This window comes from Agrobacterium sp. V1 (genome assembly GCF_030518355.1).
Classification (GTDB): domain Bacteria; phylum Pseudomonadota; class Alphaproteobacteria; order Rhizobiales; family Rhizobiaceae; genus Agrobacterium; species Agrobacterium cucumeris.
On record NZ_JAULSF010000001.1, the window covers coordinates 2,607,281 to 2,623,682 of the forward strand.

General features: G+C 55.5%; 14 protein-coding genes. 2 read left to right on the forward strand and 12 right to left on the reverse strand.

Annotation, left to right across the window (positions count from 1 at the left end; translation table 11 throughout):
* Positions 1–83 precede the first annotated feature (83 nt).
* From purH to htpX, 4 genes are all read right to left on the reverse strand, one after another.
* Positions 84–1,700 (reverse strand): bifunctional phosphoribosylaminoimidazolecarboxamide formyltransferase/IMP cyclohydrolase, encoded by a 1,617-nt coding sequence (gene purH / locus QSV77_RS12535; protein ID WP_302733693.1) that lies wholly within the window; start codon positions 1,698–1,700, stop codon positions 84–86.
* A gap of 167 nt (positions 1,701–1,867) precedes the next feature.
* Positions 1,868–3,535 (reverse strand): heparinase II/III family protein, encoded by a 1,668-nt coding sequence (locus QSV77_RS12540; protein WP_302733940.1) that lies wholly within the window; start codon positions 3,533–3,535, stop codon positions 1,868–1,870.
* Between the two features lie 124 nt (positions 3,536–3,659).
* Positions 3,660–5,060, reverse strand: coding sequence for an RsmB/NOP family class I SAM-dependent RNA methyltransferase (locus QSV77_RS12545; RefSeq protein WP_302733694.1), 1,401 nt, complete (start codon positions 5,058–5,060; stop codon positions 3,660–3,662).
* Entirely contained in the window at positions 5,057–6,016 is a 960-nt protein-coding gene (htpX, locus tag QSV77_RS12550) for a zinc metalloprotease HtpX (RefSeq protein ID WP_271362612.1), read from the reverse strand. The genes QSV77_RS12545 and htpX overlap by 4 nt, the downstream gene beginning before the upstream one ends.
* A gap of 119 nt (positions 6,017–6,135) precedes the next feature.
* Between htpX and QSV77_RS12555 the strand changes: the two genes are divergently transcribed.
* Positions 6,136–6,336 (forward strand): DUF1674 domain-containing protein, encoded by a 201-nt coding sequence (locus QSV77_RS12555; RefSeq protein WP_142842141.1) that lies wholly within the window; start codon positions 6,136–6,138, stop codon positions 6,334–6,336.
* A gap of 63 nt (positions 6,337–6,399) precedes the next feature.
* Here QSV77_RS12555 and QSV77_RS12560 read toward each other — a convergent pair whose 3' ends face one another.
* The 8 genes from QSV77_RS12560 to hemE all read right to left on the reverse strand — a co-directional run bounded on the left by QSV77_RS12560 (position 6,400) and on the right by hemE (position 15,146).
* Positions 6,400–7,281, reverse strand: coding sequence for a ParB/RepB/Spo0J family partition protein (locus tag QSV77_RS12560; protein WP_302733697.1), 882 nt, complete (start codon positions 7,279–7,281; stop codon positions 6,400–6,402).
* A 30-nt stretch (positions 7,282–7,311) separates the two neighbouring features.
* A complete protein-coding gene (locus QSV77_RS12565) occupies positions 7,312–8,106 on the reverse strand; it encodes a ParA family protein (protein ID WP_271362615.1) in 795 nt (264 codons plus the stop codon).
* A gap of 19 nt (positions 8,107–8,125) precedes the next feature.
* Complete coding sequence (rsmG, locus tag QSV77_RS12570) at positions 8,126–8,743, reverse strand: 16S rRNA (guanine(527)-N(7))-methyltransferase RsmG (protein ID WP_302733698.1); 618 nt, start codon at positions 8,741–8,743, stop codon at positions 8,126–8,128.
* A gap of 11 nt (positions 8,744–8,754) precedes the next feature.
* Positions 8,755–10,638, reverse strand: coding sequence for a tRNA uridine-5-carboxymethylaminomethyl(34) synthesis enzyme MnmG (gene mnmG, locus QSV77_RS12575; RefSeq protein ID WP_302733699.1), 1,884 nt, complete (start codon positions 10,636–10,638; stop codon positions 8,755–8,757).
* A gap of 62 nt (positions 10,639–10,700) precedes the next feature.
* Entirely contained in the window at positions 10,701–12,029 is a 1,329-nt protein-coding gene (gene mnmE, locus QSV77_RS12580; protein ID WP_302733700.1) for a tRNA uridine-5-carboxymethylaminomethyl(34) synthesis GTPase MnmE, read from the reverse strand.
* 88 nt (positions 12,030–12,117) lie between these two features.
* Complete coding sequence (rho, locus tag QSV77_RS12585) at positions 12,118–13,383, reverse strand: transcription termination factor Rho (RefSeq protein WP_004444236.1); 1,266 nt, start codon at positions 13,381–13,383, stop codon at positions 12,118–12,120.
* A gap of 186 nt (positions 13,384–13,569) precedes the next feature.
* Entirely contained in the window at positions 13,570–14,115 is a 546-nt protein-coding gene (hemJ, locus tag QSV77_RS12590) for a protoporphyrinogen oxidase HemJ (RefSeq protein ID WP_161991377.1), read from the reverse strand.
* Positions 14,112–15,146, reverse strand: coding sequence for a uroporphyrinogen decarboxylase (gene hemE / locus QSV77_RS12595; protein WP_302733702.1), 1,035 nt, complete (start codon positions 15,144–15,146; stop codon positions 14,112–14,114). Before hemE ends, hemJ begins: the two co-directional genes overlap by 4 nt.
* 408 nt (positions 15,147–15,554) lie before the next feature.
* Here hemE and QSV77_RS12600 point away from each other — a divergent pair, with 408 nt between their 5' ends.
* A complete protein-coding gene (locus QSV77_RS12600) occupies positions 15,555–16,376 on the forward strand; it encodes a pyruvate, water dikinase regulatory protein (RefSeq protein ID WP_046799702.1) in 822 nt (273 codons plus the stop codon).
* Positions 16,377–16,402 lie beyond the last annotated feature (26 nt).

Sequence of the window (16,402 nt, forward strand, 5' to 3'; positions counted from 1 at the left end):
AAAATCGAAACTGTCCCACGTGAAACAAAAGGCCCGGAAAGCGATTTCCGGGCCTTAACAATTCCTGACTATAGGTCCGCGGCTTAATGGCGGAAGTGACGCATGCCGGTGAACACCATCGTCACATTATGCTCGTTTGCAGCGTCGATCACTTCCTGGTCACGCATGGAGCCGCCCGGCTGGATGACAGCTGTGGCGCCAGCGGCAATCGCAGCAAGCAAACCATCGGCGAAGGGGTAAAAGGCTTCCGAAGCAACGGCAGACCCGCGCGTCAGCGGCTCAGTAAGGCCAAGCGCCTTGGCCGCATCTTCCGCCTTCTGGGCGGCGATGCGGGCGGAATCCACCCGGCTCATCTGGCCTGCGCCGATGCCTGCGGTCTGCCCATCCTTGGCATAGATCACAGCATTTGATTTCACATGCTTGGCGATCTTGAAGGCAAACTTCATGTCTTCAAGCTCCTGCGCCGTCGGCGCGCGCTTGGTGACAACCTTAAGGTCGAGATCTTCGACCATGCCATTGTCACGGCTTTGCACCAGCAGGCCGCCAGAAACGGTCTTTGCGGTGATGCCGGCTGCGCGTGGGTCCGGCAGACCGCCAGCAGTCAGCAGGCGCAGGTTCGGCTTGCGAGCGATGATGGACTTTGCTTCTTCGGTGACATCAGGTGCGATGATGACTTCGGTGAAAAGCTTGACGATCTCTTCCGCTGTTTCCGCATCAAGCGTTTGGTTCAAGGCAATGACGCCGCCAAAGGCAGAGACGGAATCGCAGGCCAGTGCCCGCCGGTAAGCTTCGGCAAGCGTCGGACCGGTCGCAACGCCACAGGGGTTGGCATGCTTGATGATGGCGACTGCCGGCGCATTTTCAGGCAGGAATTCCGCTACCAGCTCGTAAGCCGCATCCGTATCGTTGATATTATTGTAGGAAAGCTGCTTGCCCTGAAGCAGCGTTGCGGTTGCGACGCCGGGACGCTTTTCGCCGGTCAGGTAAAAACCGGCGCTCTGATGCGGGTTTTCGCCATAACGCATCTTTTCCTTCAGCGTTCCGCCGATGGCACGGTAATCCGGTGTCTCGATCGAAAGCGCTTCAGCAAACCAGTTGGAAATCACTGCGTCATAGGCGGCCGTGCGAGCATAGGCCTTGGCGGCAAAGTGCTGACGCAGTGCATAGGAAGTCTGGCCGTCATCCGCCTGCAGGGCCTCGACAAGCGCGGGATAGTCGGACGGATCGGTAACGACGGTGACATAGGCATGGTTCTTGGCGGAAGCGCGGATCATCGCCGGCCCGCCAATATCGATGTTTTCCACCGTAGTCGGATAATCGCCGCCCTTGGCGCGAACTTCCTCGAAGGGATAAAGATTGATGACGGAAAGATCGATCGCCTCGATACCATGTGCCTTCATCGCCTCGACATGTTCCGCATCATCCCGGATCGCCAGAAGACCACCATGCACATTCGGGTGAAGAGTCTTGACGCGGCCGTCCATGATCTCGGGAAAATTGGTCACCTCGGAAACATCCGTCACCGCTAGTCCCGCATCGGCAATGGCCTTCGCGGTTCCACCAGTCGAAAGCAGCCGGACGCCCAGCTTGGAGAGAACCGTCGCCAGCTCGATAATGTCAGTCTTGTCGGACACGGAAAGAAGCGCCGTGCGGATTTTGACTTTATCGGGGGCGGGAATTTTTTTGGACACGACGGCCATCGGGCATACTCCGTTTAACGGGGAGGACAGGCTGAAATGGAATTGATCCAGCAATTGCCGCCGCGTTAACACAGCTTACCGGATTAATAAACAGCGGGGATGACGGAGGGTGAAATCTATCGGCAGTTTTCGTGCGAAATCGCCCGGATTGCGGGACGAGATACGGCTCAGGCCTTGCGTTCGATGATCCAGCGGATTTCCCGCGTATTGGCGAGATTGAAGGGCAACTCGATCTGTTGCGAAGGCCGCATGCCGGACGCATCAGCCATGAACACATCTTCCGTCACGAAAACCTCCAGCCCCGGCGCCGAAAACAGCCAGGTGGTTCCATCCGCCGCTTCCAGATAAACCGACTCCTCATCCCGCTGGTGCAACTGAATATGAGGATGGATATGGAAACGCGAAACCGCCGAGATCAGCTGTGACTGTGTCTTCGTCGTATTCTCGTCGGCTCTGAGCAGGTCACGGCCTTTGATTTTCGTGCCGGCCGCATTCAACTCGATTTCCCGCTCATGATAGCAGCCAAAGTTCTGCAGATAGCCATCATGCGACGCCCGCAGGACGTCGTTGCCGTTTCCATCAGTTCCACGCTCGCTATCCACCTGGCTGACGCCGGAAATCATGATCGGCCCAAGCAATCTCGAGCGCGACAGCCTGCAAGACGACGTGTCTGCAAGCGTGACGGTGGAATGGGCGGCAGTTGACCGGCTGGCCCGCTGATATTCCGGAGCTGCGTTTTTCGGAAAGCCCGAATTGACGATGAAACGATTCTTGCCGCAGGACATTTCAAAAGACAGGCAACCCGAATGGGCACTACGGGAAAGCTCCGCCGAACCGGGATACCCCGTGTCGACGATGATGACGGTCTCATCTGTCGCAAGCCGATGGTAATTGACATCCGGCAACATTTTCGAAGGCCGACCGGCGGTTTCGTCATAACGCAGCACGGAGACAAGCTCATTGGCAAGTGTCGCCGTCGCGCCGTTGAACAGCGCCAGATCACCGCCCTGGTGCCGGAAAAACCGGATGGCCGGAAACATCCGGTCTATCGCCGGCACCAGCCCGGAGGGCAGATCGTGACCCAGATTGATATAACTTTGCCGAAGCGGCAGAAGATCGAGCAGCAGATCCAGCATGACCCGCGGGTTACGGGACACATGCCCACCATCGGGCAAGATCTGGCGCTCCATTTCCTGAGCCAGCTTCATTCCATGCCGGGTGATGCGAGAAAGGCGTGTGGGCATGGCGATGGAGGCCATGGCAAGCGCAATCCTGATCCGCAGCCGCGTCTCGCCATCCGGCGCATGTTTGACGATCCTGTCCAGATAACGCACATGAAAGGCGAGACTTTTGAGGAAACGGCGATAAAAGCCGGCATCGGCCTCGAATAAAACGACGGGCGAATGGGACAGCCAGGCGATCAGCCGCTGGGCCGTGATCTCCGGAGACCAGCCTATCCCGGTAACACGCCTGCCGTTCAGGGCAATCCATTCGGCAACGATGCGACGCGCCCGCTTGCAAGCCTCACTAGACCTGTCGGAACGGATATGCCGCAACCACCCGAAGGCGTGCAACCGCTCCTCAAAAACAAGTGAGGGATAATCCACCTGAAAAGGCGAGAGACCGCCGGTTTCCACGACGCGACCGGCAAGCGCAATCCGCCCACGAAGCAATTCCTCGGCAAAATAAGGATCGATAGCCCTCAAATCCGTCGGTGCCGCCACCAGACCATCTGGAACACGATTGGCAAACCGCGGCACATGCAGACGCAAAGGTGTGAGGCCGACACACAGATGACGATACGCCATCCGTGAAAGAAGACCGGCCGCATTCATGCTGCCTGCAAAGGACCCTAACAAGCTGTGTTTCCCGCTTCACATGTTTTGTTTTTATCAGTGAACCGCGATGACCGGAACATTATCGATAAATATCAATGATTCGCGAAAGCTTCGCTTTTTTCTACTTCTTAAGCAAGACACTGCTAAAAAACCCGTCGACACCGCCGAACATATCCGGCGTCGTTCGCAGATCACCCTCTGAGCTGACAGCCAGTTCCATTCCCGGCCAGTCTTCCTTGCGAACGGCAATACGCTCCACATCTGGATTTTCCGCCAGAACCTGCGCAATCATTTCTTCGCCTTCCGAAGGATCAAGCGAGCAGTTGGAGAACACAACGATACCGCCAGAACCCACCAATGTCAGTGCATGCCGCAACATCTGGCCCTGAAGAGCCGCAAGTTTGGCAACGTCCGTTTCATCCTTGGTCCAGCAGACATCGGGATGTTTGCGCAGCGTGCCGGTTGATGAACAGGGTGCATCGAGAAGAACAGCGTCAAACAGTTGCTCCGGCTGGTACTTCAACATGTTCACCTCCACCGTTTCGGCATGGAGGCCAAGCCGGTCGAGATTTTCCCTGAGACGCCGCAGACGATTGCCGGACTGATCCAGCGCCGTCACTTTAGCACCCGCCAGCGCCAGCTGGGCCGTTTTACCGCCGGGGGCGGCACAAAGATCGGCAACACGCTTGCCGGAGATATCGCCCAGCAGCCGCACCGGCATGCTGGCGGCGAGATCCTGCACCCACCAGGCGCCCTCGGCAAAACCTTCAAGCGAGGGAATCTGGCCTTCGAAATCTCCAAGGCGCACACTGCCATTCGGCAAAACGGTGCCGCGCAGCTTTTCCGCCCACAGGGTCGGATCGGTCTTGACTGTAAGATCAATGGAGGACGGCGTCAGCTGCGCTTCAGAAATCCGTTGCGCCACGTCATCGCCATAAGCGGAAACAAGCCGCGCATAGAACCAGTCCGGCAACACCGGCACGTCGGCAATGGCTTGCTCGATTTCCGTTTTCTCCCGGCCAAGCCGCCTGAGAACCGCGTTGACCAGCTTCACGAAACGCTTGTTTCGGGGGTCGCGATGGGCCTGCTCCACCGCCAGATCGACGGCGGAGTGATCGGGGACATCGAGATAAAGCATCTGCGCCGCGCCGACGACAAGTACATGGTGCAGCGATCGCGCACCCTGTGGCAGCGGCCCGTCAAGCAGCATCGACAATGCCGTCTCAAGGCGGGGGAGGTGGCGAAGCGCACTGTTGACGATGGCTCTCACCAGCGCCCTGTCCGCAATGGAAAGCGCCCGATAGACCGGATTGCCATTTTCGCTATCCAGCATGCCATCAAGCGAAGTCTTCTTTTCCAGAACGGCAGCGAGAATTCGAGTCGCGGCGATGCGCGCAGCAAGGCCTGGCTTATCCTCGAACGACGAAGGGCCGTCTTCGCGGCCCCTGCCTTGTCCCGGTCTCGCTTGTCCAGATCTCGTTTTTTTGGACCGGGCCGGCTTATTCTGAATATCGGATGTCAAGACCACGGTCCCTTGCGCTCGTTTTCGTTGCTTCGTCCCGTATTGGGAACGGAGCCTGATTTGCGCAGAGGTCTACCACCCGACGGCGACGGCGTCGATGCTCGCGGGGAAAACTCCTGTGCCATGGCATGCAGCGCTGCCACGCGGTTTTCCGTATTCGGATGCGTGGAGAAGAGATTGTCCATGCGCTCACCGGAGAGGGGGTTGATGATGAACATGTGCGCTGTTGCCGGGTTGCGCTCGGCATCGTCATTGTGAATTTGCTGCGCCATACCGGAGATTTTCTGCAACGCCGAGGCAAGCCACAGCGGGTTCCCACAGATTTCCGCACCGCGGCGGTCGGCGGAATATTCCCGCGTACGGCTGATTGCCATCTGCACCAGCATCGCGGCGAGCGGCGCAACGATCATCGCAACCAGCACACCGATAAAGCCGAGCGGATTATTGTTATTTTCGCGGTTGCCGCCAAAGAAGAAAGCGAAATTACCGAGCATAGAGATAGCACCCGCCAGCGTGGCCGTGATCGTCATAGTCAACGTGTCGCGGTTCTGCACATGCGCCAACTCATGCGCCATAACGCCGGCCACTTCTTCCGGGGTAAGACGCTCCAGCAGACCCGTGGAGGCCGCCACTGCGGCGTTCTGCGGGTTCCGTCCGGTCGCAAAGGCGTTGGGCTGAGGGCTATCGTAAATATAGACCTTCGGCATCGGCAGGTCGGCATTGTGCGAGAGATCGCGGATCATGTGGAAAAATTCGGGTGCATTGGCCTCGTCAATCTCCCGCGCGCGATAGGCGGAGAGGACCATTTTGTCCGAATTCCAATAGGAGAAGAGGTTCATACCCGCAGCAATGAGAAGGGCAATCATCATGCCGCCCTTGCCGCCGATCAGAAAACCGACACCCATGAACAATGCCGTCATGAAGGCCAGAAGCATTGCCGTGCGCATCATGTTCATCCGTTAAAATCTCCTTGTCGTTCATCAGAAACCATTGTGGGGTTTCTAAACCCCACCTGATTATATAATCTGGTAAACGCCAAACATATTTCAATATCCCGTCATAGGGAGGATTTCTCATGCAAGATGCGGATAATGACAACGGCGCGGAAACGCCGAGACGGCTATCGCCGGCAGCTGAACGCGCCCTGAAAGAAGCCGAAGAGAGACGCCGGCAACAGGCAGACCTTCAATTGCCACCGGAAACAGGCGGCCGCGGCGGTGCCGAACCCGTTCGTTTCGGCGACTATGAGATAAAAGGCCGTGCAATCGACTTTTGAGCCGCGCCAAAAACGAAAATACCCGCCGAAAGCGGGTATTTATCAACCAAAACAAATAGTTGACTATTTTTGTTCCAGAAGCCGGCAGACCGCCTCCAGCTGTTCAAGCGTCCGGTATCCAATGCGGATTTGCCCCGAACCACCCTTGTGGCTGATCTTTACATCAAGCCCCAGGGCGTCCGAGAGGCTGCGCTCCAACGCAACCGTATCAGAATCTTTCTCAGCCGCCGGCCGCTTTTCCGTCACGTCACCCTGTGACTTGATATCGTTCTGCGCCAGACGCTCAGCATCACGCACCGACAATCCCTTGGAGACGATCGTCCGTGCCAGATTTGCCGGATCAGACGTGGAAACAAGCGCCCGCGCGTGACCTGCGGATAAGGAACCGTCTGCAAGCATATCCCGTACCGGATCAGGAAGTTTCAAAAGCCGAAGGCTGTTTGCAACATGGCTACGGCTCTTGCCAATAATCTCGCCGAGATCATTCTGGGTATAGCCGTGTTCGGCAATCAGCTGTTCATAACCCATCGCCTCTTCAAGCGGGTTCAGGTCTGAACGTTGAACGTTCTCAACAATGGCCAGCTCCAGTGCCGTGCGGTCGTCCACATCGCGAACGATGACAGGCACATCGGTAAAACCAGCCAGCTGCGCCGCACGCCAGCGTCTTTCACCGGCAATAATCTCGTAACGGTTGGTTGCAACCGTCCGCACGACCACAGGCTGCACAATTCCATGCTGGCGAATGGATGCGGCCAGATCCTGCAATTCATTCTCGTCGAAATGACGTCTTGGATTTCTCTGGCTGCGAGCGATGAATTCAATCGGAATGGTGCGGTCAGCATTGACGGTGCGCTGCGGCTCGCCCACTGGCATAGGCTGATCCATTTCGCCGATCAATGCAGCAAGACCGCGCCCGAGTCGACGCTTGGAAAGATCATCACTCATAAGATATTACTCCATACATTCCGGCAGACGTCAGGCGGCTTTGCGCAGCCGCTCTCTCTGGATCACTTCCGATGCCAACTGCAAATAAGCCTGGCTACCAGCGCATTTCAGATCATAAAGAATTGCCGGTTTACCATAGGACGGCGCTTCTGACACACGAACATTACGCGGAATAAGCGTGTGGTAAACCTTTTCTCCCAAATGAGTTCGCACATCCGTAACAACCTGCTGCGCAAGATTGTTCCGCGCATCAAACATCGTCAGAACAATACCCTGTATATCAAGCTGCGGATTAACCGAGCCGCGGATCTGGCTGACAGTATCCAGCAACTGGCTAAGACCTTCCAGAGCAAAGAACTCACACTGCAGCGGCACCAGCACAGAGTGGGCGGCCGTCATGGCGTTCATGGTCAGAAGATTGAAAGAGGGCGGGCAATCGACGAGAATATAGGAATAATCTCTTGCCTCTTGCGTTTCCATGGCCGCGCGCAACAGAAAGACCCGGTTGGAAACATTGGCAACCTGCATCTCGAAACCGAGCAAATCCATGGTCGACGGCACAATATCGAGATTTGGAACTGCCGTTGGAACGGCGACTTCGCCGATGGTGTGATCGCCCACCAGAAGATCGTAAGAAGAAAGCTTACGCTCCTTTCGGTCAATCCCCAGCCCCGTGCTGGCATTTCCCTGCGGATCCAGATCAACGATCAGTACGCGCTCACCAATAGCAGCCAGCGCCGTTGCCAGATTAATGGCGGTCGTTGTTTTTCCAACGCCACCTTTCTGGTTTGCGACTGCGATAATCCGGTTTTTTTCAAAAGTCATGCCGCACCTGGCCAGCTTGTCAGCGTCTCAAAGTGAGGTTGCTGATTTCAAGAACAACAGAATCTGCCTCAATGGCACTCTGGTGTTTTACCAGATCAAACTGCCAGCGACCATGCGCTTTCTGCACTTCAGAATCATAATCCCGGCCTTTATTAAAAAAGGCCTTGAGATCGGGATTATTCTGCGCCCAGGGATGAATATAGTCGAAAAGCAGATCAAGCTCGGCCAGTGCTCGAGCGGAAACGGCATCGCAGGCTTTGACAATTTCAGGCGCTTTTTCGATCCTTATCGGATGAACACTCCCTCTCGCGCCGGTTTCCTTTAGGGCAATCCGCAGAAATGCAGCCTTTTTATTGTTGCTTTCGACCAGATCTACCCAACCATCGCCGAGTTCCGCGAGAAAAATAGCGGTTATAACGCCCGGGAAACCGCCGCCGCTACCTAAGTCAGCCCATCTTTGTGCCTTGGGAGAGAGCTGGAATACTTGGGCGCTGTCGGCCACATGCCTACTCCAAAGCTCTGTGAGAGTGGAGGGCGCGACCAGGTTGGTGGTTTTATTCCACTTCTTAAAAAGCTCGACAAAGTGTTCGAGCCTCTCATGTGTTTCACGTGAAACACTCTGGCCGTTTATCTTCATAATCCGACTCGCTATTGGTGCATGCGTAATTTTTCGCCTTGCTCAGCGGAACTTTTTCGCAGTAGGGCAAGCAGCAGCGATATAGCAGCCGGCGTCATACCGTCAACACGTGCAGCCTGCGCAATGTTCTCGGGGCGGACCTTTTCCAACTTTTGTTTCAGTTCATTGGAAAGACCTGAGAGACTTTGGAAATCGAAATCATCCGGGATTTTCCTGTCTTCATCCCGTTTGATATCAACAATATCCGCGCTCTGCCGCTGCATATAAACCGCATAGCTCGCTTCAATTTCCAGAGTTTCTGCAACCTTGCCTCGAAGCGACTGCAGCTCCGGCCAATGCTGCGTAAGAACATCCAGTGTTATATCAGGATAAGCGAGCAATTCATAAACGGAACGGCGCTGGCCATCCTGATTGAGCTTCAATCCCTGTTTCGCAGCTTGGGAAGGGCTGATGGTAGCTGCCTTCATCAGCTCGCGACCCGATTCCAGATCAGCAATAAATGCCTCAAAGCGCTTTTCGCGCTTGGAACCGATAATCCCGGCTCTTTGGCCAATTGGCGTCAGCCGCAAATCGGCATTATCCACACGCAGGGAAAGCCGATATTCCGCCCTCGATGTAAACATTCGATAGGGCTCGCTTACGCCCTTCGAGGTTAGATCATCGATCATGACGCCGATATAGGATTCCGTTCGACTGAAATAGAGCGGATCGGTATTGCTCGCATAAAGAGAAGCGTTCAATCCCGCAACAAGACCTTGAGCGCCGGCTTCTTCATAACCAGTGGTGCCGTTGATCTGCCCCGCCAGGAACAGGCCGGGAATTTTGCGGCATTCAAGCGAGGGCTTGAGCTCCCTCGGATCGACATAATCATATTCGATGGCGTAACCGGGCTGAAGAATAGTGACCTGTTCGAGCCCTGGTATCGTACGAATAAATTGTTCCTGCACGGAAGCGGGAAGGGAGGTTGAGATACCGTTCGGATAAATAGTGTGGTCGTCCAGACCCTCTGGTTCCAGAAATATCTGATGCCCATCCCGCTCCCCGAAACGGGTGATCTTATCTTCGATGGACGGGCAATAGCGTGGGCCAACGCCCTCGATCTGCCCGGAATACATCGCTGAAAGATGAATATTGTCCTGGATAATCCTATGACCGGCCGGCGTCGTGCGGGTTACGCCACACTCAATCTGCGGGTTGAGAATCCGATCCGTCATGAAGGAAAAAGGCACCGGATCTTCATCCGCCCCCTGTCGATCGACGGCATCCCAGTGAATGGTGCGACCATCGAGCCGGGCAGGCGTGCCGGTTTTCAACCGCCCCATGACCAAGCCAAGACGAGAAAGTGTCTCGGAGAGACCCACGGATGGCTTTTCGCCGACACGACCGGCAGGAATCTTTTCGGAACCGATATGAATCAGGCCACGCAGAAAAGTGCCGCTGGTCAAAACAGCCGCACCACACGGAATCCGGCTACCATTCGCCATAATAACCGCGGAGACACGCCCATCCGCCATCTCGATATCGAAGGCATCGCCCTCGATAATCGTCAGATTTTCAATCGCGTCGATTTCACGCTGCATCGCCTCGCGGTAAAGTCGCCTGTCAGCCTGCGTCCGCGGCCCGCGAACGGCCGGACCCTTTTTACGATTAAGCATACGGAACTGGATGCCGGCAGCATCAGCGACCCTGCCCATCAAGCCGTCAAGCGCATCAATCTCACGAACCAGATGCCCCTTGCCAAGACCGCCAATCGCGGGGTTACAGGACATCACGCCGATAGTCTCGCGCTTATGGGTGATGAGGGCGGTTTTTGCACCATGTCGCGCGCCCGCGGCGGCGGCTTCGCTGCCGGCATGGCCACCGCCGATAATTATGACATCAAATGATTGGTGCATATGCCTGCGCCTTGTCCTAAATCATCCACATAGCCACCGCGGTAGCCAATGTTTCACGTGAATCATTTTCCTATGCAGAATTCCGAGAAGATTACGCCGAGCAAATCTTCCACATCAACACGGCCGGTAATGCGCCCAAGCGATGTCGCCGCAAGCCTTAAATATTCTGACCTTATCGCAAGGTCCATGGCTTCGGATTCCAGCGCATCACTAACATAGTTCAGCGTCTCTTCAAGCCGTTTTTTGTGACGGGCACGGGCTGGAACCAACGTTTGACCGGTACCAACCCGGTTCCTGATCTCCTGGGTGATGACCGCTCGCAGTTCATCCAGCCCATGTCCCTCTTTAGCAGAGATAGAAAGGTCAAAGGCATTTTCTGCGGAATCTGTAGAGAGAGCCGACTTCGTGCGCAGATAGAGGTGACGAGCATTACCAAACGAAATGAAAGATTGTTTCGGAGGCGAATCGTTATCCTGAAGCAGTAAAATGAGATCCGCATTCTCGGCCGTTAATTTCGCTCGCCGCACGCCCTCCCGTTCCACGACATCCTCGGTCTCCCTAATACCTGCGGTGTCGAATATCCGGACAAGATAACCATCCAGATTGATATCGACACTCAGGACGTCCCGCGTTGTGCCCGCTATATCGGTAACGATCGCAACATCACGGCCGCTCAAAGCATTAAGCAGAGTGGATTTACCGGCATTCGGCTCACCCACCAATGCGATCTTAAACCCATCACGGATGATTTCGCCACCATTACCCTGGCGAAGATGATCGGCAATCTCCCCCCGCAACTGCGACATCGCCTCCCACACCTGAGTTGCGACCGAATCCGGTACATCGTCTTCATCGGCGAAGTCCAGTTCCGCTTCGATCAACGCGCGGGCACGCGTTAAGCGACCTGCCCAGCCATCATAAAGCGCGGAGAGTTTACCTGTGCTCTGTTCCACTGCCAGGCGCCGCTGCATCTCGGTTTCCGCCTGCAGCAGGTCGGCTAGGCCTTCGACTTCGAGAAGGTCCATCTTGCCGTTTTCAAAAGCACGGCGGGAAAATTCACCGGGATCGGCAGGGCGAAACCCCTCCAGATTTTCCAGCTCGGCAAAAATCGAGGCGAGCACCGCGCGGCTACCATGGCTGTGTATTTCGACACAGTTTTCACCCGTGAAGGAATTTGGCGCAGGAAAAACGAGGATCAGTGCCTGATCGATAATTTCATCGTTTCGATCCCGAATCGAACTTAAAACGGCCCGCCTTGGTGACGGGGTTTCTCGACCTGTTAGCGTCGTTAGAGCCAGAAATGCTTGGGGACCACTGATCCTGATCACGGCAACGCCCGCCGGCAGAGCGCCGCTTGAAAGCGCATAGATCGTATCGGCGGAAGCTGGCATCACTCACCTCGGTTTAAAACAGTCAAGCCGCATCCGAATAAACGGATGCGGCTTCAAGGTTTTCAGATGAATCCGGCTAAACTCCGGATCAGGTATTCATCGATTCGAAGAAATCGGAATTGTTCTTGGTCTGCTTCAGCTTGTCGATCAGGAACTCGATGGCGTCCATCGTTCCCATCGGCGCGAGAATACGACGCAGAACAAAAATCTTCTGCAGGTCCTGACGCGGCACCAGCAGGTCTTCCTTGCGGGTACCGGATTTGAGAATATCGAGAGCCGGGAAGATACGCTTGTCGGCAACCTTGCGGTCAAGCACGATTTCCGAGTTACCTGTACCCTTGAACTCTTCGAAGATCACTTCATCCATACGGCTGCCCGTATCGATGAGCGCCGTTGCGATGATCGTCAGCGAACCGCCTTCTTCGATGTTACGCGCAGCACCGAAGAAGCGCTTTGGGCGCTGCAGGGCGTTGGCATCCACACCACCGGTCAGAACCTTGCCGGAAGAGGGAACAACAGTGTTATAGGCGCGGCCGAGACGTGTAATGGAGTCGAGCAGGATCACGACATCACGGCCATGTTCGACAAGACGCTTCGCCTTTTCGATGACCATTTCAGCGACCTGGACGTGACGGACAGCCGGTTCGTCGAAGGTGGAGGAAACAACCTCGCCCTTAACCGAGCGCTGCATGTCGGTGACTTCTTCCGGGCGTTCGTCGATCAGGAGAACGATCAGATAACATTCCGGATGGTTCGCCGTGATGGAGTGCGCGATGTTCTGCAGCAGAACCGTTTTACCGGTACGCGGCGGCGCGACGATCAAACCACGCTGGCCCTTGCCGAGTGGTGCTACCAGGTCGATCACGCGCGACGACAGATCCTTCGATGTCGGGACATCCAGTTCCATCTTGAAGCGCTCATTCGGGTAGAGCGGCGTAAGATTGTCGAAGTGAACCTTGTGACGAATCTTTTCCGGATCGTCGAAATTGATCGTGTTCACCTTCAGAAGCGCGAAATAACGTTCGCCTTCCTTGGGACCACGAATCGGTCCCTCGACAGTGTCACCGGTCTTCAAAGAGAAGCGGCGGATTTGCGAGGGGGAAATATAAATATCGTCCGGACCGGGCAAGTAGTTTGCGTTTGCGGATCGCAGGAACCCGAAACCATCCTGCAGGACTTCAACGACACCTTCGCCGATGATTTCGATGTCCTGGCTCGCGAGAACCTTGAGGATTGCGAACATAAGCTCCTGCTTGCGCATGGTGCTCGCATTTTCAACTTCCAGGGATTCGGCAAAAGTCAGCAAGTCGGTGGGCGATTTGCTCTTAAGTTCCTGAAGCTTCATTTCAGCCATGAAGGGAAGACCGTCTAATAATGTAATGTCGGGGGAGGGCGTGTTCGCGAATCAGATGCTGTGGGAAATGCCGCAGATGACTGAGTAATTCACATGCCACGAAGATGAGTGGCCTGAAAATAGCGACTGAATACGGCCGCTGCAAGAGGAAAGCACGAATTCCGCGAAATTTATCGTGAAAGCCCCTTAACCAAACGGTTTCACAACCACAAGTATGACAATGAGGATCATCAGCACGGTTGGAACCTCGTTCATCAACCGCCAGTGACGGGCAGGTCGGGTGTTTTCATCCCTCGCGAAACGTCTGGCGCTGCGGGTGAAATAAACGTGAGTGGCTGTTAGAAGCACGACCAGCCCGATTTTCGCGTGTAACCAGCCGCCGGAAAAACCATAAACCGACCATCCCAGATAAAGCCCCAATATCCAGCTTATCATCATCGCCGGGTTCATGATCACCTTGATCAAGCGCTGCTCCATCACCTTGAAGGTTTCGGATTGCTGCGAACCGGCGGGCGCGTCGGTGTGATAGATGAAGAGCCGCGGCAGATAAAAAATCGCCGCCATCCAGGAAATGACCGCGATGATATGCAGCGCCTTGATCCAGAGATAGAGATCGGCTGGATCGGCGTAAAACAACAGCGCAACAAAAACCGCAAAGACACCGAGTGCGATACCAGCCCGCAGGGCTGCCCTGTTTCCGGAGCGGGCGGAGGTCTGTTTCTCCTCGCTCATACCGCGGCTCCGCCAGCACGCACCCGCTGCACCAGTCTTACAACGTTTTCCGGGTCAGCCTGCGGCGTGATGCCATGGCCGAGATTGAAAATCAGTGGGCCCTGTCCGAGCGCCTGCAGCACCGCATCGATGCCATCCTGCAACGCCCTGCCGCCCGCCACCATCAGCATCGGGTCCAGATTGCCCTGCACAGGGCCTTCCTTCTGCAAGTCCCGGGCGAAGGTCAACGGCACAGACCAGTCGAGCCCGATGGCATCTGCGCCCGTTTTACGACGATAATCCTTGAGAAGATAACCGGCACCCTTGGCGAAAGCGATGATCTTTGCTGAGGGCCGGCGAGCACGCACCGATGCGATAATACGGGCAACCGGCTTTACCGCATATTCCTCGAATTCCTTTTCACCGAGCACGCCGGCCCAGGAATCGAAAATCTGCACCGCATCAGCACCGGCATCGATCTGCGCCACCAGATAATCGGCGGAAACATCGGCAAGAAAAGCCAGCAGCTTTTCCATGGCTGCAGGTTCCTGATACCCGAACAGCCGCGCTGGCGCCTGATCCGGTGTCCCATGGCCGGCGATCATATAGGTCGCAACTGTCCAGGGCGCACCGCAGAAGCCAAGAAGCGTCGTTTCATCCGGCAACGTCTTGCGCAGACGCGAAACGGTTTCGAAAACGGGCGCAAGATGCGCCATCACATCCGTCGAATCCAGCTTCTCGATGCCGCGTACATCGATCGGATCCATGGCCGGACCCTTTCCTTCGCTAAAGGATACATTGCGATGAAGCGCATCCGGTATCACCAGGATATCGGAAAAGAGAATGGCGGCATCAAGCCCGAACCGGCGAATGGGCTGAAGGGTCACTTCAGTTGCCAGCTCGGGATTATAACAGAGATCAAGGAAACTTCCCGCGCTCTTTCGCGTTTCCCTGTACTCCGGAAGATAGCGTCCCGCCTGACGCATCAGCCATATGGGTGGCGGTGTGACCGTCTGCCCGTTCAACACCATCATTACCTTGCGTTCGCTCATGGCACCCAACTTCTAAAAAATAAAATCAAAGAGATTTAAAAGATTTTCTATTTCTTAGAGTCTGTGGGTAGCAAGGATTAAAATCATTCCAGTCGAAATGCCGCAGCGGCAGGGTTTTATGACCACCAGCGGATATTGCTCGGCGTAGCATCGCGAGCTAAATGGGAAAACAGATATTTTCAAAATAATTTCAGTACTTTAGATTTACAACCGAAATCATCCCATCTGTGGATAATGTGGGGAAAAGTTTGAACAGTTTTACATTCTTCCAGTAATTCACAGGCACGCCGGGCGGGATTGCAGCCACTTGCGGATTGTGGAAAAACACCACCTTATTCACGTCGCGGCTCGGCCCTCAGGACAATTTTGAAGTTTGTCCCGGTTTATCAACAGCGGGAGAAAAAGAGCGTGGAGAACAAAAAAAGTTTCTTCCATCTGCACCTGATTTCGGACTCAACGGGAGAGACTCTCATGTCGGCGGGTCGCGCCGTCTCGGCGCAGTTCCATGCCTCAATGCCGGTGGAACATGTTTATCCAATGATCAGGAACCAGAAACAGCTCGGCCAGGTCGTGGATCTTATCGACAAGGAACCGGGCATTGTTCTTTATACCATCGTCGACCAGCAGCTGGCCGAGTTTCTGGATCTGCGCTGCCATGCGATCGGCGTCCCCTGCGTTAATGTCCTTGAACCGATCATCGGCATTTTCCAGACCTATCTCGGTGCGCCATCGCGACGACGGGTGGGGGCGCAGCATGCGTTGAATGCCGATTATTTTGCGCGGATCGAAGCGCTCAATTTCGCCATGGATCATGATGACGGGCAAATGCCGGAAACCTATGACGAGGCCGATATCGTCATCATCGGCATCAGCCGCACGTCAAAAACCCCAACCAGCATCTATCTCGCCAACCGGGGAATAAAGACCGCGAATATTCCGGTCGTTCCCAATGTACCCCTGCCCGATAGCCTCTATGCAGCCACCCGTCCGCTGATCGTTGGTCTTGTTGCGACGTCAGACCGCATATCGCAGGTGCGCGAGAACCGCGAACTCGGTGTGACGGGCGGATTTGACAGTGGCCGCTACACGGATCGCGCCACCATCATGGAAGAGCTGAAATATGCCCGTGCGCTCTGCGCCCGCAACAACTGGCCGCTGATCGATGTCACACGCCGTTCCATTGAGGAAACGGCCGCTGCCATCCTTGCCCTTCGCCAAAGGACACGATAATCCGAATCTCACCATTCGGAGCAGAC